Below are 24,100 nucleotides of genomic sequence, written 5' to 3'. Positions count from 1 at the left end.
TTTTTCCTAGGATAATAACATTAATTGAGAACCCTGTTCGGTTTTGTGGACTTCGATGCGATGTTGAAAAGCTTCTTTAAATTGGGGCATATGGGTTACAGTCAAAATACAGGCAAAATCGGCGGATATAGCGTTAATTGCCGCGATTAAGCGCTCGCATCCTTCCGCATCCTGAGTTCCGAATCCTTCGTCAACAATGAGCATTTGTAGGGCTGTTCCGGCTCTTTGTGCCAATAATCTCGCTAAAGCTAATCGAATCGAGAAATTAATCCGAAAAGCTTCTCCTCCTGAATAGGTTTCGTAGGGACGGGATCCCCGGGTATCACCAATAATAATATCTAAAGTATCGATTGACTTTTGTTGCTGTTTCTTAGTACCTTTACCACTTTTTTGGGTTAAAAAATGCACATGAAATTGATTACCAGTTAAGCGAGCTAAAATATGATTAGTTTGGGCTTCTAACTCTGGTAAAACATTCTCAATCATCAGAGTTTGTAAACCATTTTTGCCGAAAGCTAGGGCTAACTCTTTATGAACTCTATATTGTTTTTTAACTTTAGCTAAATCGCTTTCTTTTTCTGTCAGTTGTTTACCTAAAGTTTCTAGTTGATGTAATTTCTCCTCAACCCGACCTTTTTGGGAGAGCAATCCATCAATTATCTGTCTTCGCTGTTGAATATTAGTCGATAATGCGGCTATTTCTTGGCGATAGTCAGTCAAAGTACCAATCTTTTGACTAATATTTACTAACTCCTGATTTATCTTCTGGCGATCCTCATTTCGCAGTTGTAATCTTTGCTCAATGTCAGCGATTTTAGCGGCTATTTCTGGATAATTTTTTTCTGCTTGTTGCCAGTCTTGATACTGTAATCTTACCCCCTGTAATTGTCGGATCAGATTTTGAATATTCTGATGTTCACTGCGATCATAATTTAAGTTTTGAATAAGCTTTTCTAAGCGTTCAATTTCCTGTTTAATTGGGGAATTTTGACCTAGTTCTTGCTTCTCTTGTTCTAGTCTAGCTAATTGATTAATTAAATTAGGTTTCTCGGCCTTGATATTAGCTAAACGACGGTTTGCTTGCTTAAGTTCTGATTCTTGAATTTCTGCCCAACGCCATCTTTTTTCTTCTCCTCTGACTAAAGCATGACTTTGTTCATCATAGTTTAATAGGGCGATTTCTTGATTGACAATTTGCAATTCTTGCTGTAGTTCTAAGGCATAATTGCCACTGCTTAAAAGTGCTTCTAACTCGACAAGTATCTCCTCGGTTTTCTCTAGTTCTATTTCCTTTTCTTCAATAGTTTCTAACTTGACTTCCAACTGCACATATTTTTGTTGTAGATTCGATCTTGCTGGCAATTCTTGTTTAATTTGGGCTAATTCCTCGCGTAAACGTTTTAAATCTCGATCGCAGTCTGCCATCTGTTCCTGTAGGGACCAAATTTGCTCTTGAATTTGTTCTTGATGTTGATGGGTTTTCCTGATTACCTGATGACGGTGATGACTGTCTAAATTCTGTTCACACAGAGGACAAACCGAATCGGGAATATTTAATTTTTCCAATTTATCAGTTAACTCCAAAAGTTGTTCTTCATATCTTTTCTGTTGATCCAATAAACTTTTTTTATCCACTTGTTTAACGGTTTCCTTTTCTTCCACTCGTTCACAATAGGTTTGTTTTTTGTCTAGTTCCTTAATCCGTTTGGCTAAATTGAGAGCCTCCTCTCTTAGTAGAGGAATACGAGCGATTTCTGTCTCTAATTGTTGCCGATTTCTTTGCAGTTGTTCCCGACGAGCATTAATCCTGGCTTTTTCCCGTTCCAACTGCATATTTAGATCAGCTTTTCGGCTATTTAAAGGAGCATATTTTAAAGCTAATCTATCCAATTCCTGAAGACGTTGACGATGATAATTTAACTTCTCTAATCCTGCTTGAATATCTCCCGCTTGCTCGATAATTTTTTGAGTTTCTTGTTCCTGTCTTCCCAATTCTTCTAAACGAGCGCTCGTTTGTTGGATGGGAAGGGTAAATTCGTTAATTTTTTGCTGTAATTTCTGTTCTAATTGTTGTTTATCATACTGGGCCTGTTGCCAAGCTTGCAATTGACTTGACAAACTGGCCTCTTTCTGGTCTAAATTGATTAGGCGCTCGTGTGCGGTAATAATCTCATTTTTGCGATGAAGAATAGTCCTTATTTGATTTAATTGATTGTCTAGACTAACTTTTTCCCGGTCTAATCTCTCGATTTCTGCTAATAAAGCTCGCTCCTGTTCTCTTTGCCACTGCAGCTGTTTTTCCCAATTCTGACGCTGATTTTCTTCCCCTTGCAGTTGCTGTAAACGCCGATTATTTACCTCTTGTTCTTGATTAATTTGGTTAATTTGGGTGCTTAACTCTTGCAGGTGTTCCCGATAGGAATTTTTCTCCTGAAGACGGAGTTTTATCGTTTCTACTTGCTGCTCAATCTGGAGGGACTGTCCATCAAATTGTTTCGATATATCCTTAGCTTTATTTGCTAAAATTTCATAGCGATCGAGTTGTAATAATTCTGCTAAAATCTGTTTACGACCACTGGGAGGCTGTTTCATAAACTCGTCCGCTTGTCCCTGTCGTAAATAAGCAGAATTAATGAAAGTTTTATGATCTATTTTTAGATAAGTATTAATCTGTGCTTGGGTATCTTTAATACTTTTGCCCGACAAAGGACGAAAACTTTGATCATTAATCACCTGAAAATCTAAACCAGAAGCTTTTCCCCCCCGGTGACGACTACGGATAATTTTATAGATTTCTCCCCCATAACTAAACTCGAAATCTACCCGCGCATAATCGCTGCCCGCATGAATGACATCATCAGCAATCGAGACGCGACTTTCTCCCCAAATTGCCCAAGTAATTGCTTCGAGTAAAGAGGATTTTCCCGCACCATTGGCACCACAAATACAGGCAGTATGTAATCCGCGAAAATCTAGCACTGCCTCGCGATAACTGAGAAAATTTTTCAGGGTTAATTGTAGGGGAATCATAAGCTGGGAAGTGGGGAAGTGGGGAAGTGGGGAGATGGGAAGATGGGGAGATGGGGAGATGGGGAGATGGGGAGAATGCAGTATAAGTTAGAAATTAATCAGAGGATAAAAAACTGGGGAAAAGATAGCTTCAGCGCAATACATCTGGGTGAATCTATTCGGTATCAATAACTCCCTCCTGCAATAACCTCTGATCAAAGCTTAACTGAAATCCAGCCGGGGACAAATGCGCTTTTTTTGTTCCTCAGAATTCTCCTCACCATCATCACAACCTAGGCACTGTTCACAGATAACCGCTCAGGGTCCCTCGATTTGCTACTCTAAAGGAAAGATAACCGATTCTTAAAACCAAATCTATGAGCATTCCCGAAATTAGCGTCCATGAACTCGCTCTCCGTTTAGCCGATCATGATCCTAATTTACAACTTATTGATGTGCGCGAACCGGAGGAGGTTGCCATGGCATCTGTGGCCAATTTTACCATTTTACCCTTGAGTCAATACCAAGAATGGTCGCCCACTATTGCCACCCAATTCAACCCCCAAGCGGAAACCCTCGTTATCTGTCACCATGGCATGAGATCCCTACAGATGTGCCAATGGCTACAAAGTCAGGGTTTTACTAATGTTAAGAATATTAACGGCGGCATCGATGCTTATTCCCTCCTCGTCGATCCTAATATTCCCCGTTACTAATTTTTATAGCCCCCATCGGGAAAAGAGAGGGGTAAACTATCCCCTTTCTCCCCACGGAGGACTGACTAATGATTACTGATAACTGATAACTGATAACTGATTAAGCGTTATACTGTCTAAAAAAATGTTATAAATCTTTTGTTAAGATTATTCCCCTATGTCCGCTAGAAACCATCTCAGCGATCGCTATCAACATATCTTAAAGGCGACAATTCAACATTATATCGCCACAGCCGAACCGGTTGGCTCGAAAACTCTGCTGGAGGAGTACAAATTTACTGTTAGTTCCGCCACGATTCGCAATGCTCTCGGTAAACTAGAAAAAGAAGGTTTACTCTATCAACCCCACACTTCCTCCGGACGCATTCCCTCCGATTGGGGTTATCGTCTCTACGTCGATGAGTTAATGACTCCCGATGACCGTATCGGCGAAAAAATCGGCTATTATCTGCATAAAAACGCTAAATCTCCCGCTTGGAGTCTCGAAAGTCTGCTACAACGGGCCACCCAATTTTTAGCCGGTTTAAGCGGTTATATCGCTATCGTTACCCTCCCCCACACCCTCACCAATACCCTGCGTCATCTGCAATTAATCCCTGTCTCGAACCGGCAGATCATGTTAATTATTGTTACAGATAGTTTACAAACACGCTCGGTTATGATAGAGATTCCTGAGTCTATGGCAACGGACAAGGAGGATGGATTAGCAGAAGAATTACAAATCCTCTCTAATTTTCTCGGGGAAAAATTAAAAGGTTATTGCTTGGCAGATTTAATTAACCTCGATTGGCAGCAAATCGAGCGAGAATTTACCCGTTATACTCATTTTCTCCAACAATTAAGCCAAGAAATCAGCGCTAGTCTCCAATCCACTGCCATCCCAGAGATTATCGTCCATGGTGTTGCTGAAGTCATTCGACAGCCAGAATTCGCCCAATGGCAACAAGTACAAATGTTACTGCATCTATTGGAAGCAGAACAGGATCGCCTTTTACCCCTGATTTTACAAAGACCAGAACCGGAAAAATCAGCTAAAAAAGTCAAAATCACCATTGGTTCCGAAAATCCTCTGGAATCCATGCGTCCTTGTACTCTTATCTCCGCTTTTTATAAACAGGGAGATACTCCCGTCGGTAGTGTTGGCATTATCGGACCGACGCGAATGTTATACGAAAATACTATTCCCCTAGTAGAATCCACCGCTAACTATCTCAGCGAGGCTATAAGTAAGTAGATATCCCCCGCAAAGGTTCGGGAATAGGACAATCGACAGTAAACTCTAAAATTGTCTCACCATCCCCCAAATAGCCAGAATTGGCAAAACAGAGCAACATCCGCACCAGCGCCACCCACACCTCCGCATCAAACTCCCAATCCTGTCCCCGACGCGCTCCACAGGCGATCGATTTTAGCGCCCAAAAATAACTATTTCTCACCACTGAACCCCCTTTTTTATAAACAGGTACATCCTCATGGTGAATATAAAGAATATCATCTTTAGCGATCGCTCTCATCGGTGGCTAGGAAAGTTATAGGAATTTTCAGCTTACCGTCTAGAGAATAACACCCTATGTTAAATTTTGGGCGCATCCCCTGCACCCCTGCCATTTTTAATAACTTCTGTTTATCATCACAAATAGGAAATGCCGCCTTTCTAGTGGAGGCACAAAAAGCTATAATTCTACCTTAAACCCTCGTTTTTTATCCCTAGAGCGATCGAGTTTTCCTGATTATTATTCAGCTATGACCACCGATACTATCACCACTCCCTCACCCAAAAAACTCTGGTTAGCAGCCCTGAAACCACCAATGTATAGTGTGGCGATTATACCGATTATTTTGGGAACAGCGATCGCTTATCAGGAAACAGGTCAATTTTCCCTGCCGATTTTTGCCACTTTTATCCTCTCAGCTATTTTAATTCTCGCTTGGTTAAATCTCAGTAATGATGTTTTTGATGCCGATACTGGGATCGATGTTAATAAAGCTCATTCGATCGTTAATTTAACTGGCAATAAATCTTTAATTTTCTGGCTGAGTAATCTTTTTCTATTATTGGGCATCGCCGGTATTTTTGCCATTAGTTATGGGCGAGGCGATTGGATTATCCTAGAATTAATCGCCCTCTGTTGTTTTTTGGGCTATACCTATCAGGGACCTCCCTTCCGTCTCGGTTATCAAGGATTAGGTGAAATTATCTGTTTCTTTACTTTTGGTCCCTTGGCGATTGCGGCTGCCTACTATTCCCAAGCAGGTTCTTTTTCCCTCTCTAGTCTAGCGGCTTCAATTATTATCGGGATTACCACTTCTATCATCCTTTTTTGTTCCCATTTCCATCAAGTTGCCGATGATCTCAAAGCGGGTAAAAAATCACCTATTGCTCGTTTAGGTACTTTAAAAGGTTCTAGAGTTTTAACCGCAGTGACGGTTCTCGTTTACGTTTTAACGGTAGTTTTTGTCCTGCTGCAAGTTTATCCCCCTCTCACTCTCTTAATCTTCCTTAGTCTCCCTTTCGCTTGGCAATTAGTCCACCACGTTAACCAAAATCACGACCAACCTCAGCTAGTCAGTAACTGCAAGTTTATAGCGGTTAATCTTCACTTTTTTAGTGGCATTCTCTTCTCCCTTGGCTATTTCCTTGCTTCCCGTTGATCAACCCGATTTTTTTTCTTAAACCCCTTTATCAGTTATCAGTTATTAGTTTTGAGTTTTAAGTTCACTGATTACTGTTTACTGATCACTGATCACTGATGACTGTACCCGATCGAGTTTGCACCGATTAACGGAAAAGTGACAGAATAGGGAGATAGATCGCCACAAATAAAGGTTAGCATGAGTGAACAGCCCCTCGGATCGGTTATTCAAGGTTCCCTGAGTGAAGGTTTAGAAATCCGTCTTTATCCGGATATTTCCGTGGAGGATATGCGCGTCGGTAAATTTTTAGTGGTGCAAGGCACTCGCTCGCGTTTTTTCTGTCTCCTCACCGATGTCTCCCTGGGTAACTCCAGTCCCCGGATTATCGCGAATCCTCCCCATCCCGATGATAGTTTTATGCGCGATGTTTTAGCGGGTAGCGGTACTTATGGTACTATTGAACTATCACCTATGCTCATGTTTACGCCGACTGGAGGTAATTCCCCGGCAGTTTCCGACACTTCCTTAGGCTCTTTTCAACCCCAAACCAGTGCCGATTTAGAATTACTGCCAGTTAAAACTATTCCCGCCCATTTTAGCCAAGTTTATGAAGCTTGTGAGCAGGATTTTCGCATGGTTTTCGGTTGGGAAGATGATCCCACCAGAAAGAATTTTGCTATTGGTCAACCCCTTGACATGGACGTGCCAATATGTATTAATCTTGATCGCTTTGTGGAACGTAGTAACGGTGTTTTTGGCAAATCCGGGACGGGAAAATCCTTTTTAACCAGGCTCTTAATTTCGGGTATTATTCGCAAACAAGCAGGGGTTAACCTCATGTTTGATATGCACTCGGAATACGGTTGGGAAGCGATGAAAGAAGGGAAGGAGGTTTCTACGGTGAAAGGATTATGTCAATTATTCCCCGGACAGGTGGAAATTTATACCCTCGATCCCGATTCTACCAAACGCCGGGGAGTAAGAGGAGCGCAGGAATTATTCTTAAGTTATAATCAAATTGAAATCGAAGATATTCGTTTAATCGGTCGGGAATTAGGCATCTCGGAAGCTAGTTTAGATAATGCCAATATTCTCTATAACGAGTATGGAGAATCTTGGATTACTCAGTTATTGAATATGAGTAACGAGGATATTAAAATCTTCTGTACAGAAAAACAAGGCCATGCGGGATCAATCATGTCCCTCCAGAGAAAATTAATGCGTCTAGATAGTTTGAAATATTTAAGAAGTTCTTGTCCCCACAATTATATCGATCAGGTGTTGCAAGCTTTAGATGCGGGTAAGCACGTTGTCATTGAATTTGGCTCCCAAAGTAATATGCTTTCCTATATGTTAGCCACCAATATGATCACCCGTCGGATTCATGCTAATTATGTTAAAAAAGCTGAATATTTTTTACAAACTAAAAACCCCGTTGATCGGCCGCAACAGTTAGTGATTACCATTGAAGAAGCTCATCGATTTTTAGATTCTGCCGTGGTGCATCAAACTATTTTTGGAACTATCGCCAGGGAGATGCGAAAATACTTTGTTACTCTCTTAATTGTCGATCAAAGACCTTCAGGAATTGATAACGAAGTTATGTCTCAGGTAGGGACGAGAATCACCTGTTTATTAAACGATGAAAAGGACATCGAAGCCATATTTACTGGGGTTTCTGGAGGGGGAAGTTTGCGATCTGTTTTAGCTAAATTAGACTCAAAACAACAGGCTTTAGTTTTAGGTCATGCGGTCCCTATGCCGGTAGTAATTCGTACTCGCGCCTACGATCAAAAATTCTATACTGAAATAGGTGCAACCGACTGGCGAGAATTACCCGATGAGGAAGTTTTAGCGGCGGCCAAAATTGCCAAAGCTGATCTAGGATTTTAGAAAAATTAACTTTTGATTGTAGAATAGAGTTGGGTTATTTTTACTGAGAAGAAACCCTAGATGAAAACTGGTTTCCCTAACTATGCAACAAGGTGATTTAATCGAGATCGAGATTACCGACCTCAACCATACGGGCGAAGGTGTGGGAAAATACCGAGGACAGGTGATTTTTGTGCCAGATACGGTTATTGGCGATCGCATTCAAACTCGCATCACCTATATCAAAAAAAGTCATGCGATCGGCAAACTACAAACTATTCTACAACCATCTCCCCATCGTATCCGTCCCCGCTGCATCGTTGCCGATAAATGTGGTGGCTGTCAATGGCAACACATCGAGGATCAATTTCAGCTTCAGGTCAAAAAAGAGCAAGTACAAGAGGTATTAACCAGAATTGGTGGTTTTACCGATCCTTTGGTTTATCCTCCCCTCACCGGTAATTCTCCCCTCGCTTATCGCAATAAAGCTACCTATCCCCTCGGATTTTCCCCCACCGGCAATGTGCAAGCGGGTTATTATCGTCGCGGCAGCCATCATCTGATTAATCTCAATCAATGTCCAATTCAAGATCAGGCTTTAAATCCGTTTCTAGCAGAGATAAAACAGGATATTCAGGGTCAAGGCTGGTCAATTTACGATGAAAAGACCCACCAAGGACAATTACGCCATTTATCCCTAAGAATTGGTCGCCACACTGGAGAAGTTTTATTAACCCTGATTAGTACCGATAATAATTTACAGGGAATTGAGGCACAGGCGCAGCAATGGCTGGCAAAATACGGCAATTTAGTCGGTGTAACCCTGAATTATAACCCCGATCGAGGTAATGCTATTTTTGGCGCTCAGACCACAACTATCGCCGGACGGGATTATATTACCGAAAAGTTTGCCGGATTAACCTATCAATTAGCTGCCGATACCTTTTTTCAGGTTAATACAGAGGCTGCTGAAGCTTTATTGGCGGTTATTTCCCAGAAATTAGAGCTTAAAGGTGAAGAAATTCTTATTGATGCCTACTGTGGTATCGGTACTTTTACTTTACCCCTCGCTAAACGGGTTAAAGAGGTGATTGGACTAGAATCCTATAGCTTTTCCCTCGATCGAGCCAAGATTAACGCCCAATTAAATAATATTACCAATACAACCTTTATTTTAGGGGCAGTAGAAAAAACTTTACCGCAACTGACAGTTAAACCCGACATTATTCTACTCGATCCGCCCCGCAAAGGTTGTGATCGCTCTGTCCTTGATAGTTTGTTACAGCTGCAAAGTCAACGCATTGTTTATATCAGTTGTCAAAGTGCAACTTTAGCCAGAGACTTGCAATATCTCTGTAAAACAGGTGATTATCAACTGCTAGAAGTGCAAACCGCCGATTTCTTTCCCCAAACTCCCCACGTTGAATGCGCCGCTTTTCTTGGACAAAAAAACACAAATATGGTAGGATGAGAGATGAGGAAAAACCTGACACTTTAGCCGTTTATACCTGAAAAGTCAACGGTTAGGGATAATAGCATATTAGGAACCGTTCCAATCAGCCGCTTTTTTAATTAATCACCCGCTCAAAGTTGCCTTGATTTTCGATTGGTTTGTAGATCAATCATAAAAATATCTAATCCATCTCAGAGACAGAAAAGGGACAAAATATGACTCATTAGGTATGGCAATCAACTAGATCGACGGTTGAGAGACCTTAATCTTTCTGTAAGAGAACAGTCATTGAATATAAGCTAGAGGTAAAGCGCGTGATTGCTATTTCACTGCCCACAGGAAAACGAAGCTGGAACACCATGAGTTTCGCTTCCACCTTGTATCTTTGTCCGATTTTAGATTTATTGACCGCTAGTATTCCCGAAGAATTAGAACCAGAAATTAGATTAGGATTGCAAGAAGCTTTAGTTAATGCCGCTAAACACGGCAATCATCTCGATCCCAGCAAAACCGTGGTTGTTCAATTTTCCAGCAGTAAAGACGAGTATTCTTGGGTAATTACCGACGAAGGTTGTGGATTTACGCCAGGTTGTCACCATCATGGCTGTAGTTGCGATTGCCCCAATTTTCCCCCCGAAGAAGCGGAAAATGGCCGAGGACTGTGTATGTTATATCAAATCTTCGACCAAGTTCACTGGAATCAACAAGGAACCCAACTGAAACTTTGTAAACAAATTAAACAGGAACGCTGGTTGAATTAATGAGCATGACCGTGAGAAGGACAGGGAGGAGCAGAAATCGAGCGATCGAGCCAGCCTGTAGCCTGTTGTAGCCGAGGAAGTGCTTCTTCTGGCTGATTGTCTAATAAAAACACCAAAGCCGTCCCCAATTGTTCAGCAGCCCGAGCATTACGGTTGGCCTTCAGACGATGCCAGTCAATCGGTGCGATCGCCAAACGTTCCGCCAAAATCCGCGCCAATTCCAAGGTAGATAGATCATCAATAGTCTGAGATGAGGAAGAGACAGGGGATGGAATCATAATCAAAAGGTTTCGTAAAACCGTAAAATCGTCTATAACTATAGTTTAGACGCAGGCAATCGGATCGAGTCCATGTCCTTAGAAGAAAACCCATACCCTAACGATGAATCGGCAGAATTTACCGAAGCGATTGAAGAAGTCGAAGCGGCGATCGCATCACTAAAAGACCGTTATCGACAGATCAACGAAGCAGAACAGCAAAAAAAAGACATAGAAGCACAATTTAGCGAAATAGAACCCCAATGGCGGGAAAATCCCCTACCTGAACTAGAAAAGGAATTAGTACAAATTCGCGAACAGATTCAAGAATTAGAGGTAATTTTAGAAAGCAATTTACTTAAAGAAGGGGAATTAAAGCGCTTATTCTGGGAAGGAATCCGTCGCGGACTGCTGGGGGAAGTTTTTTGGCAAATTGTCCGCTTTGGTGGTATTGGAATTTTACTGGGTTGGATTCTGCGATCCTGCACTGGGTGATTAACTGCACCGGAAGTGGGGTGTGGGGTGTGGGGTTTTACCGATTTTCAGGTAAAAAGTACCTAATTTTCAGGAAAAAAGTACCTGAATTTTACCCCCGATCACTCCAAGGGTAGGCACTTTTTGAGGGAAAAAAAGTCTAAAAGTCTTAGGATTTAGTATAAATTACTTGTTAAGTAGGTAGGCGTTAAAAATTATCAGACACCCCCCTTATCAAGGGGGGATTAAGGGGGGATCGGCACCCCCCTTATCAAGGGGGGCAGGGGGGATCGAAGCTAAAATCCATTTTTAATTTAATTATAACCAGCTACTTAAGACGGCACTGGGAAGGAGAGAAGGTAGCTTTTTTTCAGTGAATGCTCACCTAATACTGCTCACTGAAAAATTCCCTATCTCCCCATCTATCTATTTCGGTAAAATTCGGCCAATAGTGCGATTTTCGGGGGTAAAAGTTTCTTTAGCCACCCGTTGAATATCGGCTGCCGTGACAGCATTATAAGCATCTAATTGGGCGAATAAATTACGCCAATCGCCGGTTTTTACCTCGTATTCGATCAAAGATCGCGCCATGCCCATGTTAGAATCAAGACCTCTTAATAGGGCTGCCCGTAGTTGATTTTTAACCCGTTCTAATTCCTGTTCCGAAACTGGTTCATTTTTCAATCTTTCCAACTCCAAATTCAAACCCTGCGCTACTTCCTCCAGGCTGACATTAGGAGCGCTCAGAGCATAGAATAACAGCAAATTCGGGTATTTATCCCCCGGAAAGCCGTTAAATCCCTGGGCAGCGAGGGCAAGTTGTTTGTCCTCCACTAAAGCTTTATACAGTCGCGAAGTTCTTCCTTCACTCATTAAAGTGGCAATAACCTCGTAAACCGCATGATCGGGATGATTGAGGGCGGGACGATGGTATCCTTCTAAATACCAAGGCTGCGAGGCTAATTTTAGGGTAATTTCCTTTGTTTTGGTTTGGTTCGGTTCCACTACCGTCACCTGTGGGGGTTTCGGTTTAGCGGGAAAACGACCAAAATAAACCTTAGCTAACTGTTTGACCTGTTCTGGGTCCACATCCCCGGCGATAGCTATGGTTAAATTACTGGCAGGATAAAATTTATCGAAAAAGTTTTGGATATCTGAGGGTTCCAGATTGCGAATATCTCGATCGTAGCCGATAACGGGACGTTTGTAGGGATGGACAGTATAAGCTTGATCGAGAAAAGCTTCGATTAATAGACCCAAGGGGCTATTATCCGTCCGCATCCGTCTTTCTTCTAGAATTACGTCTTTTTCTTTGTAAAATTCCCGTTGGAACACCGGTTCTAAAAATCGTTCCGATTCCAAAGACATCCATAATTCCAATTTATTCGACGGGAAACTGTAAAAATAGCTAGTTGCATCGCTGGAAGTGGTGGCATTTAAACCGACTCCTCCCTGAGTTTCGACAATTTGCCCGTATTCGTTGCGTTGGACGAATTTCTCGGACTCTGCCTTAGTTTTTTGAAATTCTTCCGTTAATTTAGCCACTTCTGCGCTTTTACCCGCTTTTTTGGCCGCTTGCAGTTCTTTGTCTATAGCTTCAAGGCGATCGAGGACTTTTTTCTCGCTAAGATAATCGCTAGTACCGATGGTTTTTGTGCCTTTAAAGGCTAAATGTTCCAAAAAGTGGGCAACTCCTGTTTTACCGTCCGGTTCATCGGCACCTCCCACATCCGCGTAGGTGACAAAGGAAATAACAGGGGCATCGCGATTTTCTAGGATAATAAATTTTAGTCCGTTGTCGAGGCGAAATTCGGTAATTTTTTGTTGAAATTGCTTAAGGTAGGGGGTAATCGATTGTACATCGGCTGGTTGCTCTTTCGCTTGGGCAAGAAGGGGTGAGAAACTCCCAAAACCCCAAAACACAAGAAAAGCGACCCAAAAGCCGATTACAGCCCGATAATAGGGGTTATTTTTAATGATCATAGATAGTTTTATCAGGTATCGTGGGAGCGATCGATCTCTCGCTCTGTTCGATCTTAGCAGTCGATTGTTAGGAGAGGGGAAGTGGGGAAGTGGGAAGTGGGGAAGTGGGGAAGTGGGGAGAATAAATAAAAGCAATCTCCTGACTCCTATCTCCTGACTCCTGACTTTTAGACAAAAAATCTCTCCCTAAAGAGGAGAGAAGTCAAAAAAGCACGAATAACAATGGGGGGGGAGGCGGTTTTTATAGGTCGCCACCACGAAAAGCTAGTAGGAAAATGACAAAGGGGCCAGCTAACATGATTAGCGCCACGAAGGTGAGTTGAAAAATGGGTTCTAAATTGAGAGCCGCAAATAATTCCATGATGTCTCCTAACCTGTTTACAATGATTTAAAAGGCTAATCTGGTCAAAACCATTGTCTATCATACAGGGGATGATTCGCTGGTTTTCCTGATTCGATACAAAAATACATAAAGTTTTGTTGCAATTCTGAATTTTCCCGCTTTCTTATTTCCTTCCCACTAGGGGCAATCTCAATGTTCAACTCTCTGGCCACATCTCCCGACTCGTTAACCCGGATTTATACTGGTTTTCAGGCACTCTCGGATCCCCTGCGACTGCAAATTCTGCAACTTTTGCGACATCAGGAATTATGCGTCTGTGAATTGCGCGACCATCTTGATATCGCACAATCTAAATTATCTTTTCACCTAAAAACGCTAAAAGAAGCCAATTTAGTCCGCAGTCGTCAAGAGGGTCGTTGGATCTACTACAGCCTCAATCTATCTCAATTTCTTCTCCTAGAAGAATATCTATCCGAATATCGTCGTTTTGCCGCCCTCGTCCCCGCTCGTTTCTGCGAGGAAAATCAGTAACCGATCAAGATTTTTAGAAATATTAAAGCTTTATGACTGGCTTTTACCCTTGACATATCAACTTTTTTTGAAATAATAAAGGTGGGTTGCCCAATCTCCCATTATTCTCTTTCCACCTTTGTGCGATGACTAATCAAATCAATCCTAAAGCCGCCAAAGCTGGCGGTAGCCTTAGTATTTTTGAAAAATACCTTACCCTTTGGGTTATTTTCTGTATTTTGGCGGGAATTGCCCTCGGTCGGTCATTTCCGGACGTAGCGCGGACTTTAGATGCCATGAGTATCTATAACGTTTCTATTCCGATCGCCATCTGTCTTTTCTTCATGATGTATCCGATCATGGTTAAGATCGACTTTTCTCAAGCTCTTCGGGCTGCCCGTACTCCCAAACCAGTTATTTTAACTTTAGTGGTTAATTGGCTGATCAAACCCTTTACCATGGTGGCGCTGGCTCAATTTTTTCTCGGCTGGCTATTTCTGCCTTGGTTGAGTCAAACGGAGATTATCCGAGGACAGACGGTAAGTTTAGCTAGTTCCTACACTGCTGGAGCTATTTTACTAGGAATTGCTCCCTGTACGGCCATGGTTTTGATGTGGGGCTATCTTTCCTACAGTAACCAGGGTCATACCCTAATTATGGTAGCAGTCAATTCCCTAGCGATGCTTTTTCTCTACGCTCCTCTAGGTAAATGGTTACTGGCAGCTAATAATTTTGTAGTCCCTTGGCAGACCATTGTTTTTTCTGTGTTAATCTACGTTGGTTTACCGCTTATTGCTGGTATCTATAGCCGTCACTGGATTTTTAAACATAAAGGACGGGCCTGGTTTGAATCGCGTTTTCTTCACTATCTCAGTCCTGTGGCAATCACTGCCTTATTGCTAACCTTAATCCTCCTCTTTGCTTTCAAAGGCGATTTAATCGTCAGTAATCCCCTGCATATTTTCCTGATTGCTATTCCCCTCTTTATTCAAACTAATCTGATTTTTTTACTTAGTTATGTGGCCGCTCTCAAACTCAATTTAGTTTACGAAGATGCGGCTCCCGCTGCTTTAATTGGTGCTAGTAATCATTTTGAGGTAGCGATCGCCACTGCGGTGATGTTATTCGGATTGAATTCGGGGGCTGCTTTAGCGACAGTAGTGGGGGTATTGATTGAAGTACCTGTGATGTTAATGTTGGTAGAATTCTGTAAAAAAACCGCCTTTTGGTTTCCCAGAGATCCAGAAAAAGCCACCCTTCTCGATCCTCGTTGCTTGAGTCCTTACAAATAATTATTCACCATGATCCAATCGACTCACAAACCAAGAATTCTTTTTCTGTATGGCTCTTTGCGGCCACGTTCCTACAGTCGTTTACTAGCAGAAGAAGCTGCCAGAATTATCACTGAATATGGGGCAGAAGTGCGCTTTTTTGATCCGCGTGAATTGCCGATTTATGGCAGTGTTCCCGATACTCATGCCAAGGTGCAAGAACTACGAGAATTAAGTCAATGGTCCGAGGGTCAAGTCTGGTCATCTCCCGAACTTCACGGTAATATTAGCGGCATTATCAAAAACCAAATTGATTGGATTCCCTTAAGTATTGGTGCGGTTAGACCCACTCAAGGACGCACTTTAGCAGTTATGCAAGTAAGCGGAGGTTCCCAATCTTTTAACGCGGTTAACACTCTGCGAATTCTTGGTCGTTGGATGCGAATGTTTACTATTCCTAATCAATCTTCGGTGGCTAAAGCTTATCAGGAGTTTAACGAGGATGGCACGATGAAAGATTCCCCCTATCGAGATCGAGTTATTGATGTAATGGAGGAACTTTATAAGTTTACCATTCTCCTGCGGGATCAGGTAGATTATCTGACTGATCGCTATAGTGAAAGGAAAGAAAAAGCCGCCCAAGAAATAGCCACAATTGCCCATAAAGCTATTAATTAAATCAATTTCTAGGAGTTAAAATCATGAAAAAAGTTATGTTTGCCTGTAGAAAAAATTCCTGTCGTTCCCAAATCGCCGAAGGTTTCGCTAAAACTTTAGGCGCGGGTAAAATTGCCGTCACAAGTTCCGGATTAGAAGCGGCCAAAGTTCACCCCGGAGCAATCGAAGTTATGGGGGAAATTGGTATCGATATTACCGACCAAACTTCTAAACCAATTAGGGATTTTAATCCTGAAGATTACGATGCCGTTATCTCCCTATGTGGTTGCGGTGTCAATCTGCCGGAAGGATGGGTTTTGCAGGAAATTTTCGAGGATTGGTTAATTGATGATCCCGATGGTCAACCTATCGAAACTTTTCGCCGAGTTCGCGATGAAATTAAGGCTAAAGTTATTGGATTAATCGAGCAGTTAAGTTAATTTTCCCAAAAAATTTTCGGCTCTTCTCTCTGTCCTTTGTGTCTCTGTGGTTTATCCCCAAGATAATCTTTTTTCTAGCCTATCCCTTGGGGGAGAAAAATAATAAGGGGAACCACAGTTGATGAAGAATATCTTCATTAATCCGACGCACGGCTAACCATTCCAACATATTGGAACGATGGCAGGTAGCCACTGCGATGGCACTGATGTCATCTTCTTCCGCTGCCGTCAAAACTTCTAATACAGGTGTTCCTTGTCGCACTTGGCTCTGTACTTGCAAACCGAGTTTTTCTAGTCGCACTTGCACCGATTCTAATTCCCGACGGGCATCATTTAAACGAGATTCGGTGACACTGGGATCGCGACTGATATTTTCCACTACCCGGACGAGGAGACATTGCTCAAAAGAGCCGGGGGCGCGGGTTTTGGCGTATTTTTCCATCTGTTCAATTAGATAAATCGCGTCGGGACTGCCATCGTAGGGAATTAATAAATGTTTCCAGAGATGCTGACAGCGCAGGGCCAATTCATCGCGAGTATAAACTGATAATAATTGCGGTCGGAAAATCAGCAGCGGAATATCGGTCATACCTGCGATCGCTAAACTGGTACTACCGAATAATTTTTCTTGGACGGCACCGCGCATGGGATTTCCCATCAAAATCACGTCAATAGAGTGATGCGCGAGGATTTCCCGCACGGCATCCACGGGACGACGGTTAGAGATTTCGACAATAACTGTCATACCGTCGGGAATATTTGCTAAAGCTGGGGATAATTTTTCTTTAGCCGCGTCAATTTTTCCTTGATCTACGGCAGCTAGGGTGGGTTGTTCCCAAACCGGAATACTGTGGAGGAAGATAACTTGTTTTAAGCCGCTCAGGGCTAAGTGTGGCACACAATGGACAAGACGATGGAGACCATCGAAAAGATCTGTACAGATCAAAGCGCGCTCGAACATAAATTAACCCCTAGCAATTCGGTTATTCTTCCCTAAGAATAGCTAAAAAGGTGAAGAAATGCGCCCCGCATCCCTAGCTCGTTTCCGGAGAAACCCAGCCGGAGAAAGAGGTCGCCCGCAGGGGTGAAATGAGTTACTGGGAGGCCCAGGGATTAGAATCTAGACCCCACTGGTGTTTGAGAAAAGCTTTGTACATATTTTCCCTGACCATCATTTGTTCGTAGAGCTTGATCAGGAAATCCTGCGCTTGCTCCTGACTCATTTTTTCTACCTGAGTCTGAAAAGAACGAATGTTGAACTGTTGTTCTAAGGAAAGTTCGATCGGTTGAGACATGGTGTTCCTCCTCGATGAAGACAGTGGTTGATAACAAGCGAGATTGGTGATCGGTATCACCTTTTTTAACTAATGTAACAAATACTTGACAAAGTGTCAATGTATCTGTAGAGAGGGTTTTGCTTTTTTCCTCCCGTTAGCTAGGATACCCCGCCGCCAAAAGGAAAGAAGCATATAATGATACATTTAGCAAGAGTTTTCATAAAATTTTGCTTACTGTGAACAAATACTTAAGTAGTTATACTTAGGCAGCCCAGAGCGAGAGAAAATATTTGACAAATTGTGTAAACATTCTGTAATAATCGAAGAGAGCGACATAAATCGGGTAAGTTGAATGATTAGCCCTGTTAACAGCTAAAAAGCGTAACTCCTAGATTCCGTTACTCTCGTTGAAATCGTTAAGGATAGTCGAAATTGACGGCCACAGCCGCTATCGTGCAGAAACTACAAGCTTATCGCTGGGAAACATCTTCCTTAGCTCTGTTTGCCTTAAAAAAATCAGGATACAGGCACGGAATGTCGCACAAGTTTTTACATCAACCTATACTTGGAGGAATCCATCATGTCCGTTCGTCTATACGTTGGTAATTTGCCCAAAGAATCCGTCGAGCGCGAAAAATTACAGGCGCTTTTTGCCGATGAAGGGGATACGATTACCACTAAAGTCATCAAAGACCGCAAAACCGGCAAATGTCGCGGTTTTGCCTTCGTTACCGTCCCTAGCGATGAACTAGCCGACCAGTTTATCGAAAAATACAACGGCCAATCCTTCATGGAAAACCCGATCAAAATCGAGAAAGCTCTCCCCCGCAGCAAGGGAGGTAAAGAAGAAGAAGGGGAAGAAACAGAAGGCACGGAGGCAAGCGTAGAAACCCCAGAAAAAGTCGAAAGACCAACTCCGAAACCGACGACGGCAGCACCGCGCAAATCCAGTGGCGGCGGCGGCGGCAAAAAACGCAAGGCTGAACGGGGTAGCAGCAGTACCCCGAAAGTTACCGGTGATGGTGACGCTTTACAGCCGGATCCCCGTTGGGCCAATGAATTGGCTAAACTCAAGGAAATGTTAGCAGCTCAGGCCACTAATCCCTAATTGCATTGACAAGAGGGCAAGGGATAGCCGATAACTAAGAGGTTCAAAACATCGCTTTTAGGAATGTGCATCATGACAGCAATCGATCCGGTCATTCTTATGAAACAGGAGGTCGGTAAGGCCGCCGCTAATCTAGTTCAATCTAATTCAGTCGTGGGATTGGGAACTGGTTCAACGACGGCCTATGCGATCGAATATTTGGGCGCTAGACTGCAAAGCGGGGAAATCAGCAATATTGTCGGGGTTCCTACTTCTTTTCAAGCGCAAGTTTTGGCTAGGAAGTACGGAATTCCCCTCACTACCCTCGATGTCATCGTGAAGATGGATATCGCCATCGATGGGGCCGATGAGGTGGATCCCCAGAAAAACCTGATTAAAGGTGGCGGTGCCGCCCATACTCAGGAGAAAATTGTCGATAGTCTCGCCGATATTTTCGTCGTGGTAGTGGATGGCAATAAGCTGGTGGATAAGTTGGGATCGACTTTTCTTTTGCCGGTGGAAGTGTTACCCATGGCCATGACTCCAGTTATGCTGAAATTAGAGGCCCTCGGTGGTAAACCTTCCCTGCGCATGGGAGTGAAAAAAGCTGGCCCCGTGGTGACAGATCAAGGCAATTTAGTTATCGATGTTAAATTTGATAGTATCGATGATCCGGCTGATTTGGAAAGAACTATTAATAATATGCCGGGGGTTTTAGAAAATGGTTTATTTGTCGGGGTTGCTGATCTGATTCTCGTCGGTGAAATTATCGACGGTAAGCCGGTAGTCCGCGAGATTAGGTAGGATTAATTATTCTTAATCTAATAGTGAAACAGGCCTGCGGCCTGTTTTGTTATTATGGGTATATACAGACAAAGAGCAAAATAAAGAGAGGCTATAGGCTAATAAAAAATATGTCCCTTTTTGACAGAAAATATCTGGGAAGATTGCAACCAACGGGACTCAAAAGAACTGAGATGAGTGGTGGTAATTAAAGTTTGAAAACGGTCTTCGATCGCATCTAATAATTGATTTTGTCGTTCGATATCTAATTCGGCTAAAACATCATCGAGGAGTAGTAGAGGAGGTTCCCCGATAATCTGCTCTAATAACTGTAATTCCGCTAATTTCAAGGCTAAAACTAAGGTTCTTTGTTGTCCTTGGGAACCGTAGGATTTAGCGGGGTTTTGGTTAATTAAAAAATCCACTTCATCCCGGTGCGGACCGACTACCGATGTCCCTAGTTGTTTCTCTGCCAAACGACGGGTTTCAATCTTATCTAAAAAAGCCCTTTGTACCCCATTGACATCATCTTCTAGCCAAGGCACATTGGGAACATATTGTAATTCTAAAAATTCCGTTTTTCCGCTAATACTTTCGTGCCATTTTTGGGCTAAAGGAATTAATCTTTGCAGGACTCGCGCTCTTCTTCTCGTTACTCTTGAACCAGTTTCTGCTAGTTGTAAATCCCAGAGTTTTAGTTGGGATAAATCCGCATAAACTTTTCCCTCTAATTCCTGTTTACGAATCTCTTTTAAGAGAGCATTTCTTTGTCGTAAAACCTGATTATATTGCTGTAAAATATGAACGTATAGGGGTTCTAATTGAATTAATAAAGTATCTAACCAATCTCGGCGAGCTTCCGGACCACCGCGCACTAAATCCAGATCGAGACTAGAAAATTGTACCGCATTAATCACGCCCAAAAAATCGAGATGACGGCGCAGGGGTTGACGGTCGCGGATCACGGTGCGACGACCGGAAGAACGGAGAATTAAACTTAATTCTGATGCTCCATAAAGACGATTAACCCTAGCAAAAATTCTCGCCTCCGAGTCCGATTCTAGCACCAGATCCCGATCCTTGCTGACTCGATGGCTCTTGAGAGTGGACAAAAGTTCGATCGCTTCTAGTAAATTGGATTTTCCCTGAGCATTGTTGCCCAATAATATTGTTTTTTTGGACTCGAATTTTAGCACCTGTTCGGCATAATTTCTAAAACTGTGAAGGTGCAGGTGTTCTAGATACATTGCAAGTTGGGGGTTGGGGAATTATGAAGTGGGAAGTGGGAAGTGGGGAGAAAACAGCTGATAACTGATAACTGACAACTGATCATGGCAGCGGTGTTAAGTGAATTTGGTATAATTCCCCTTGACAATCAGTATTTTATAGCAGCTTTTACCTTGAAAATTCCCTTTTTGCCTTTAAAACAGATTGAAAGTCTGTCTAAGCTGGCTTTGATGGCTATACTCGCTTTTGATGCTTCTGTCTCTCTCGCAGGACAATTTCCCGATGGCAGAATATTTTTTGAGAGTTCTCCCACTCTGGTTAATTTCTCCGCTACTTTCCAATCCGTGCGTGCTTGGGGAGCAAAATACTATCTTACCATCGCTCTACCGCCGTCTCTCGGGGCGCCCTTGGGCAAAGTAACCATACAACAGCAGCCCAATATTCAAACTATTGCTTTTCTTCTCGATCAAACCTTTGCTTTTCTTGGCGATCGCAATCAGCGAGGCGAAAAATTAACCCTAAAATCCACTACTTTTGACCCCAAGACTCAGACGATCACGGTCATTTTTGATCCTCCTGTCCCCCCCGGTAATACCGTTTCCATCGGTCTGAAACCAGTACGAAATCCCGATTATGGTGGTGTCTATCAGTTTGGAATTACTGCTTATCCCCCCGGGGAGAATTCTCCCGGATTATATCTAGGTGTCGGACGTTTAGCAATTTATGAGGCTGGCGATCGCTGGTAGGCTGTTCCGCGTCTAAACACAGTGAGCAGTAAACAGTGAGCAGTAAAAAGACAGTAGAAAACCTCAGTTCCCTGACTTCGTTGTACATTTGAAGTCAGGTATTAAGCGTTTGCTTGACCCAAATTCGGAATTGTTTTAATGCCATTGCACTACCTATTTTTTGACTATTTTGTAGCGTTTCTGGAATTTTTTCTATTAGATTAAATTGAGGAAATAGTCGGCTTTGGCAAGATTCAACATATTCTGATCCTTGCAAAACATTGATTTCCAGTCTCTCTCCATTATATCGCCACAATTCAGGAACACCCAATCGCTCATAATTATTAAATCGGGTTCGCTTAGTGATATCAATTTCAATTGCTAAATCGGGAGGGGGATCAATAGCCAGATCAAGTCGCTTTTTTCCCCTGATAGCAGCACAATTTCCGATATAAAAAGACTCATCTGGTTCTATTCCTTGATCCATTTGCTGATTTTTAAAGGTTGTCGATCCAGCGGGTTCATAGTCTAACTCTAATTCATCCAGGAGAACTTTAACCAAATCCCCGATTAAAACTTTGGTGTTTTCATCAATAAAAAGAGGAGTCATTGCTTCTAAAGTTCCTTGACTATAAGATAGACGAATTGACCGTCGATCTCCCAATTCGTCAAGAATTTTTTCATAATCTTGCCAAGTGAGTGAAGTTAACAACAGGCGGTCGCCTGGGGTAACAGTTAGTTGTTTTAATGCTAATAACATCAGAATTTGTCGGCTCAGTTGTTATGATTGGGCGGTTTAGTCAGTATTTAACTTTTTTCTACCTTAGACTATATATAGCAGTTTTCATCAGAATGAGGCATGGGCAAGGGGCTTAAACTCTTTGTTGGCAAAACTTGTCGATACCTCAGTAACGTGAAAATCTCTATATGCAAACTGAAAACTCAAATCTGATCACTGATCAAGGAGAACTTCCCACCCGTCTGAATTTTAGAAAAATTTAACTTTATTCAATCCATGAACATCTGTTCAGATGTTATACTAAAGTCAGTAAAGAAGTTCAGAGGTAGTAACCATGATCGCTGTCACCACCATGAAATGTGCTTGTGAATCCTGTACGTGTCAAGTATCGATCGCCGATGCCATCAAAGAAAACGATAAATACTACTGTTGCCAAGCTTGTGCCAATGGTCACGTTAACGAGAACGAGAAAGGCGGTGGACACCAGGGCTGTTCTTGCAGTCAAATTTAGTTATTGGGGAGAAGGGGACAAGTATCGGCATGGAAGATTTGATCGATACCTCCCTTTCTCAACTTTCCCTTAATAACCGATCAGGAAAAAATATGGCCCTAGAGAAAATAGCGCCGGTTTGTGGGGAATCCCATCACCAAGAGGCGAAATTCCAGCACTTGCAGGGATTAGAAATCGAAAAAGCCCAAAAAATGGCCGAATTTTTCAGCCTTTTGGGGGATGCCAACCGCCTCAGAATTCTGTCGCTTTTAGCCAAACAAGAATTATGTGTTTGTGACTTAGCCGACGACTTAGGGATGAGTGAATCGGCCGTATCGCACCAGTTAAGAACCCTAAGAGCCTTAAGATTAGTTAAATACCAAAAACAGGGACGGAGAGTCTTTTATCGTCTTGCCGATCACCATGTTCTTGACCTTTATTACGCGGTCTCGGAACATTTAGAAGAGCCAGCGGACGAGGATTAAAACAGTCCCAAAGCGGGTAAAACAAACTGTAAAAGCAGAGAACCAATCCCCTGCACCATTTGGTCTAATTGAGCATTGCCACCACCTTGTTCTCGCGGTTTTAGGGCGATTTCCATGCCTTTAATAAAATTCTCTGCCGCTTCGTAACCGGGGGTATTACCTTGTCGTTCAAAGAGAGTCGAAGCCATTTGAGCGTCCTGGGCCGCTAGAGCATTTTGTCCCAGACGATAGTGAGCCATGGCCCGGGCCAGATAAGCTGGAGCATATTCCGAGTTAATTGTCAAGGCTTTATTAAAATTTTCTATAGCGGCGCTGGTGCGTCCCTGTTTTCCTTCCACCATCCCTAGACCATAGAATAGTTCAGGAGTACCGGCACTACTGGGAATTCCCACCGCACCCTGCACGTATGCAGTGTCTAGTTTGGTGTTGTCGAGGTTAGCATTATTGAGATAAGTGCCTCTTAAATCCGCACCCGTCAAGATTGCCCCGGTTAAGTTCGCTCCAGTGAGATTAGCACCAAAAAGAGAGGCTCCAGTTAAATTTGCGCCACTCAGATCCGCCCCACTTAAATTAGCTTGACTAAGATTGGCCCCGACGAGATTGGCCCCATTTAATTTTGCCCCGACTAGATTCGATTGCACTAACCCCGAACCGCTCAGATCGCATTGGGGACATTTTCGGGTGGATAATAATTGCTGTAGGTGGTTTAAATCTTCCCCATAACCAACTAGGGAGAAGTTCAGGGGAAGACTGAGGACGAGGGTTAGGGCGATCGATTTGTACATAGTTTAAAAAGAACTCTATTTATTCTTATTGATAATAACCATGCGATCGGGGCTAATCGCTTAACTAGATTCTGCTTGAGAAATCAGCCCTTGTCCACTAAAATAGAAGATTAGAGGCTCTT

The 24,100-nt window shown here is 42.7% G+C and carries 26 protein-coding genes; 16 read left to right on the top strand and 10 right to left on the bottom strand.

All coding sequences use genetic code 11. From position 1 onward, the window contains the following. Nucleotides 1-6 precede the first annotated feature (6 nt). The gene (gene sbcC, locus IM462_RS16870) at nt 7-3,030 is read right to left on the bottom strand and encodes an exonuclease subunit SbcC (protein ID WP_287701977.1); all 3,024 of its coding nucleotides are present in this window, start codon (nt 3,028-3,030) and stop codon (nt 7-9) included. A gap of 356 nt (nt 3,031-3,386) precedes the next feature. Here sbcC and IM462_RS16865 point away from each other — a divergent pair, with 356 nt between their 5' ends. Further along, on the top strand, nt 3,387-3,725 hold the full coding sequence (locus tag IM462_RS16865; RefSeq protein ID WP_002744103.1) for a rhodanese-like domain-containing protein: 339 nt from the start codon (nt 3,387-3,389) through the stop codon (nt 3,723-3,725). Nucleotides 3,726-3,882: 157 nt separating this feature from the next. Then, nucleotides 3,883-4,959 carry a heat-inducible transcriptional repressor HrcA gene (hrcA, locus tag IM462_RS16860; protein WP_287701974.1) on the top strand — a complete coding sequence of 359 codons (1,077 nt, stop codon included), beginning with the start codon at nt 3,883-3,885 and terminating at the stop codon, nt 4,957-4,959. Here hrcA and IM462_RS16855 read toward each other — a convergent pair. Then, nucleotides 4,946-5,239 carry a hypothetical protein gene (locus IM462_RS16855; protein WP_002760270.1) on the bottom strand — a complete coding sequence of 98 codons (294 nt, stop codon included), beginning with the start codon at nt 5,237-5,239 and terminating at the stop codon, nt 4,946-4,948. The two genes, hrcA and IM462_RS16855, sit on opposite strands and share 14 nt — an antisense overlap. Before the next feature lie 229 nt (nt 5,240-5,468). On the opposite strand from IM462_RS16855, the gene menA reads away from it, so the two are divergent. The 4 genes from menA (at nt 5,469) to IM462_RS16835 (ending at nt 10,445) form a co-directional block, all read left to right on the top strand. After that, entirely contained in the window at nt 5,469-6,377 is a 909-nt protein-coding gene (gene menA / locus IM462_RS16850; RefSeq protein ID WP_287701972.1) for a 2-carboxy-1,4-naphthoquinone phytyltransferase, read from the top strand. A 180-nt stretch (nt 6,378-6,557) separates the two neighbouring features. Next, entirely contained in the window at nt 6,558-8,252 is a 1,695-nt protein-coding gene (locus IM462_RS16845; RefSeq protein ID WP_002737662.1) for a helicase HerA domain-containing protein, read from the top strand. An 82-nt stretch (nt 8,253-8,334) separates the two neighbouring features. Further along, nucleotides 8,335-9,702, top strand: coding sequence for a 23S rRNA (uracil(1939)-C(5))-methyltransferase RlmD (gene rlmD, locus IM462_RS16840; RefSeq protein WP_287701970.1), 1,368 nt, complete (start codon nt 8,335-8,337; stop codon nt 9,700-9,702). A gap of 341 nt (nt 9,703-10,043) precedes the next feature. Then, nucleotides 10,044-10,445: an ATP-binding protein gene (locus IM462_RS16835; RefSeq protein WP_149973853.1), complete on the top strand. Its 402-nt coding sequence runs from the start codon at nt 10,044-10,046 to the stop codon at nt 10,443-10,445. Here IM462_RS16835 and IM462_RS16830 read toward each other — a convergent pair. Beyond that, the gene (locus IM462_RS16830; protein ID WP_287701968.1) at nt 10,442-10,723 is read right to left on the bottom strand and encodes a DUF6439 family protein; all 282 of its coding nucleotides are present in this window, start codon (nt 10,721-10,723) and stop codon (nt 10,442-10,444) included. The two genes, IM462_RS16835 and IM462_RS16830, sit on opposite strands and share 4 nt — an antisense overlap. Nucleotides 10,724-10,795: 72 nt before the next feature. Between IM462_RS16830 and IM462_RS16825 the strand changes: the two genes are divergently transcribed. Beyond that, a complete protein-coding gene (locus IM462_RS16825) occupies nt 10,796-11,197 on the top strand; it encodes a sll0565 family protein (protein WP_287701965.1) in 402 nt (133 codons plus the stop codon). Between the two features lie 405 nt (nt 11,198-11,602). Here IM462_RS16825 and IM462_RS16820 read toward each other — a convergent pair whose 3' ends face one another. Both IM462_RS16820 and psb30 read right to left on the bottom strand, forming a co-directional pair. Further along, a complete protein-coding gene (locus IM462_RS16820) occupies nt 11,603-13,159 on the bottom strand; it encodes a M16 family metallopeptidase (RefSeq protein WP_002776347.1) in 1,557 nt (518 codons plus the stop codon). A 241-nt stretch (nt 13,160-13,400) separates the two neighbouring features. Next, nucleotides 13,401-13,520 carry a photosystem II reaction center protein Ycf12/Psb30 gene (gene psb30 / locus IM462_RS16815; RefSeq protein WP_002736367.1) on the bottom strand — a complete coding sequence of 40 codons (120 nt, stop codon included), beginning with the start codon at nt 13,518-13,520 and terminating at the stop codon, nt 13,401-13,403. 174 nt (nt 13,521-13,694) lie between these two features. Here psb30 and IM462_RS16810 point away from each other — a divergent pair, with 174 nt between their 5' ends. The 4 genes from IM462_RS16810 to arsC all read left to right on the top strand — a co-directional run bounded on the left by IM462_RS16810 (nt 13,695) and on the right by arsC (nt 16,380). Further along, complete coding sequence (locus IM462_RS16810) at nt 13,695-14,033, top strand: ArsR/SmtB family transcription factor (RefSeq protein ID WP_079205464.1); 339 nt, start codon at nt 13,695-13,697, stop codon at nt 14,031-14,033. Between the two features lie 125 nt (nt 14,034-14,158). Beyond that, nucleotides 14,159-15,304, top strand: coding sequence for an ACR3 family arsenite efflux transporter (gene arsB, locus IM462_RS16805; protein ID WP_103112036.1), 1,146 nt, complete (start codon nt 14,159-14,161; stop codon nt 15,302-15,304). A 9-nt stretch (nt 15,305-15,313) separates the two neighbouring features. Beyond that, nucleotides 15,314-15,961: an arsenical resistance protein ArsH gene (arsH, locus tag IM462_RS16800; RefSeq protein WP_002750383.1), complete on the top strand. Its 648-nt coding sequence runs from the start codon at nt 15,314-15,316 to the stop codon at nt 15,959-15,961. Nucleotides 15,962-15,984: 23 nt separating this feature from the next. Further along, nucleotides 15,985-16,380, top strand: a complete 396-nt coding sequence (gene arsC / locus IM462_RS16795) for an arsenate reductase, glutathione/glutaredoxin type (protein WP_271947643.1) — start codon at nt 15,985-15,987, stop codon at nt 16,378-16,380. 79 nt (nt 16,381-16,459) lie between these two features. Here the strand turns inward: arsC and IM462_RS16790 are convergent, their stop codons facing one another. Together IM462_RS16790 and IM462_RS16785 are read right to left on the bottom strand one after the other, a co-directional pair. Next, on the bottom strand, nt 16,460-17,341 hold the full coding sequence (locus IM462_RS16790) for a universal stress protein (RefSeq protein ID WP_287701960.1): 882 nt from the start codon (nt 17,339-17,341) through the stop codon (nt 16,460-16,462). Between the two features lie 133 nt (nt 17,342-17,474). Then, nucleotides 17,475-17,675: an NblA/ycf18 family protein gene (locus tag IM462_RS16785; RefSeq protein WP_002791926.1), complete on the bottom strand. Its 201-nt coding sequence runs from the start codon at nt 17,673-17,675 to the stop codon at nt 17,475-17,477. 562 nt (nt 17,676-18,237) lie between these two features. On the opposite strand from IM462_RS16785, the gene IM462_RS16780 reads away from it, so the two are divergent. Together IM462_RS16780 and rpiA are read left to right on the top strand one after the other, a co-directional pair. Next, a complete protein-coding gene (locus IM462_RS16780; RefSeq protein WP_287701958.1) occupies nt 18,238-18,765 on the top strand; it encodes an RNA recognition motif domain-containing protein in 528 nt (175 codons plus the stop codon). Nucleotides 18,766-18,837: 72 nt separating this feature from the next. Further along, nucleotides 18,838-19,548, top strand: a complete 711-nt coding sequence (gene rpiA / locus IM462_RS16775) for a ribose-5-phosphate isomerase RpiA (RefSeq protein WP_149985664.1) — start codon at nt 18,838-18,840, stop codon at nt 19,546-19,548. A gap of 98 nt (nt 19,549-19,646) precedes the next feature. Here the strand turns inward: rpiA and recF are convergent, their stop codons facing one another. Continuing rightward, nucleotides 19,647-20,774 carry a DNA replication/repair protein RecF gene (recF, locus tag IM462_RS16770; protein ID WP_287701957.1) on the bottom strand — a complete coding sequence of 376 codons (1,128 nt, stop codon included), beginning with the start codon at nt 20,772-20,774 and terminating at the stop codon, nt 19,647-19,649. 153 nt (nt 20,775-20,927) lie between these two features. Here recF and IM462_RS16765 point away from each other — a divergent pair, with 153 nt between their 5' ends. Continuing rightward, nucleotides 20,928-21,500 carry a DUF2808 domain-containing protein gene (locus IM462_RS16765; protein ID WP_287702006.1) on the top strand — a complete coding sequence of 191 codons (573 nt, stop codon included), beginning with the start codon at nt 20,928-20,930 and terminating at the stop codon, nt 21,498-21,500. 94 nt (nt 21,501-21,594) lie between these two features. Here the strand turns inward: IM462_RS16765 and IM462_RS16760 are convergent, their stop codons facing one another. Beyond that, nucleotides 21,595-22,239 carry a Uma2 family endonuclease gene (locus IM462_RS16760; protein WP_287701955.1) on the bottom strand — a complete coding sequence of 215 codons (645 nt, stop codon included), beginning with the start codon at nt 22,237-22,239 and terminating at the stop codon, nt 21,595-21,597. Nucleotides 22,240-22,552: 313 nt separating this feature from the next. Between IM462_RS16760 and IM462_RS16755 the strand changes: the two genes are divergently transcribed. Together IM462_RS16755 and IM462_RS16750 are read left to right on the top strand one after the other, a co-directional pair. Then, on the top strand, nt 22,553-22,729 hold the full coding sequence (locus IM462_RS16755) for a metallothionein (RefSeq protein WP_287701953.1): 177 nt from the start codon (nt 22,553-22,555) through the stop codon (nt 22,727-22,729). Between the two features lie 29 nt (nt 22,730-22,758). Then, complete coding sequence (locus IM462_RS16750; RefSeq protein WP_002754959.1) at nt 22,759-23,193, top strand: ArsR/SmtB family transcription factor; 435 nt, start codon at nt 22,759-22,761, stop codon at nt 23,191-23,193. Here the strand turns inward: IM462_RS16750 and IM462_RS16745 are convergent. Beyond that, nucleotides 23,190-23,978 (bottom strand): pentapeptide repeat-containing protein, encoded by a 789-nt coding sequence (locus tag IM462_RS16745; RefSeq protein WP_012263945.1) that lies wholly within the window; start codon nt 23,976-23,978, stop codon nt 23,190-23,192. The two genes, IM462_RS16750 and IM462_RS16745, sit on opposite strands and share 4 nt — an antisense overlap. Nucleotides 23,979-24,100: the final 122 nt, after the last annotated feature.

Origin of the sequence: Microcystis sp. M144S2 (assembly GCF_020246065.1) — a bacterium.
Classification (GTDB): Bacteria; Cyanobacteriota; Cyanobacteriia; order Cyanobacteriales; family Microcystaceae; genus Microcystis; species Microcystis ichthyoblabe_A.
This window is presented reverse-complemented; position numbering and strand designations above follow the sequence as displayed.

Bases quoted from the DNA above. Each gene is read 5' to 3' on its own strand.
- sbcC (WP_287701977.1), bottom strand. From the start codon at position 3,030: ATGATTCCCCTACAATTAACCCTGAAAAATTTTCTCAGTTATCGCGAG.
- IM462_RS16865 (WP_002744103.1), top strand. From the start codon at position 3,387: ATGAGCATTCCCGAAATTAGCGTCCATGAACTCGCTCTCCGTTTAGCC.
- hrcA (WP_287701974.1), top strand. From the start codon at position 3,883: ATGTCCGCTAGAAACCATCTCAGCGATCGCTATCAACATATCTTAAAG.
- IM462_RS16855 (WP_002760270.1), bottom strand. From the start codon at position 5,239: ATGAGAGCGATCGCTAAAGATGATATTCTTTATATTCACCATGAGGAT.
- menA (WP_287701972.1), top strand. From the start codon at position 5,469: ATGACCACCGATACTATCACCACTCCCTCACCCAAAAAACTCTGGTTA.
- IM462_RS16845 (WP_002737662.1), top strand. From the start codon at position 6,558: ATGAGTGAACAGCCCCTCGGATCGGTTATTCAAGGTTCCCTGAGTGAA.
- rlmD (WP_287701970.1), top strand. From the start codon at position 8,335: ATGCAACAAGGTGATTTAATCGAGATCGAGATTACCGACCTCAACCAT.
- IM462_RS16835 (WP_149973853.1), top strand. From the start codon at position 10,044: ATGAGTTTCGCTTCCACCTTGTATCTTTGTCCGATTTTAGATTTATTG.
- IM462_RS16830 (WP_287701968.1), bottom strand. From the start codon at position 10,723: ATGATTCCATCCCCTGTCTCTTCCTCATCTCAGACTATTGATGATCTA.
- IM462_RS16825 (WP_287701965.1), top strand. From the start codon at position 10,796: ATGTCCTTAGAAGAAAACCCATACCCTAACGATGAATCGGCAGAATTT.
- IM462_RS16820 (WP_002776347.1), bottom strand. From the start codon at position 13,159: ATGATCATTAAAAATAACCCCTATTATCGGGCTGTAATCGGCTTTTGG.
- psb30 (WP_002736367.1), bottom strand. From the start codon at position 13,520: ATGGAATTATTTGCGGCTCTCAATTTAGAACCCATTTTTCAACTCACC.
- IM462_RS16810 (WP_079205464.1), top strand. From the start codon at position 13,695: ATGTTCAACTCTCTGGCCACATCTCCCGACTCGTTAACCCGGATTTAT.
- arsB (WP_103112036.1), top strand. From the start codon at position 14,159: ATGACTAATCAAATCAATCCTAAAGCCGCCAAAGCTGGCGGTAGCCTT.
- arsH (WP_002750383.1), top strand. From the start codon at position 15,314: ATGATCCAATCGACTCACAAACCAAGAATTCTTTTTCTGTATGGCTCT.
- arsC (WP_271947643.1), top strand. From the start codon at position 15,985: ATGAAAAAAGTTATGTTTGCCTGTAGAAAAAATTCCTGTCGTTCCCAA.
- IM462_RS16790 (WP_287701960.1), bottom strand. From the start codon at position 17,341: ATGTTCGAGCGCGCTTTGATCTGTACAGATCTTTTCGATGGTCTCCAT.
- IM462_RS16785 (WP_002791926.1), bottom strand. From the start codon at position 17,675: ATGTCTCAACCGATCGAACTTTCCTTAGAACAACAGTTCAACATTCGT.
- IM462_RS16780 (WP_287701958.1), top strand. From the start codon at position 18,238: ATGTCCGTTCGTCTATACGTTGGTAATTTGCCCAAAGAATCCGTCGAG.
- rpiA (WP_149985664.1), top strand. From the start codon at position 18,838: ATGACAGCAATCGATCCGGTCATTCTTATGAAACAGGAGGTCGGTAAG.
- recF (WP_287701957.1), bottom strand. From the start codon at position 20,774: ATGTATCTAGAACACCTGCACCTTCACAGTTTTAGAAATTATGCCGAA.
- IM462_RS16760 (WP_287701955.1), bottom strand. From the start codon at position 22,239: ATGTTATTAGCATTAAAACAACTAACTGTTACCCCAGGCGACCGCCTG.
- IM462_RS16755 (WP_287701953.1), top strand. From the start codon at position 22,553: ATGATCGCTGTCACCACCATGAAATGTGCTTGTGAATCCTGTACGTGT.
- IM462_RS16750 (WP_002754959.1), top strand. From the start codon at position 22,759: ATGGAAGATTTGATCGATACCTCCCTTTCTCAACTTTCCCTTAATAAC.
- IM462_RS16745 (WP_012263945.1), bottom strand. From the start codon at position 23,978: ATGTACAAATCGATCGCCCTAACCCTCGTCCTCAGTCTTCCCCTGAAC.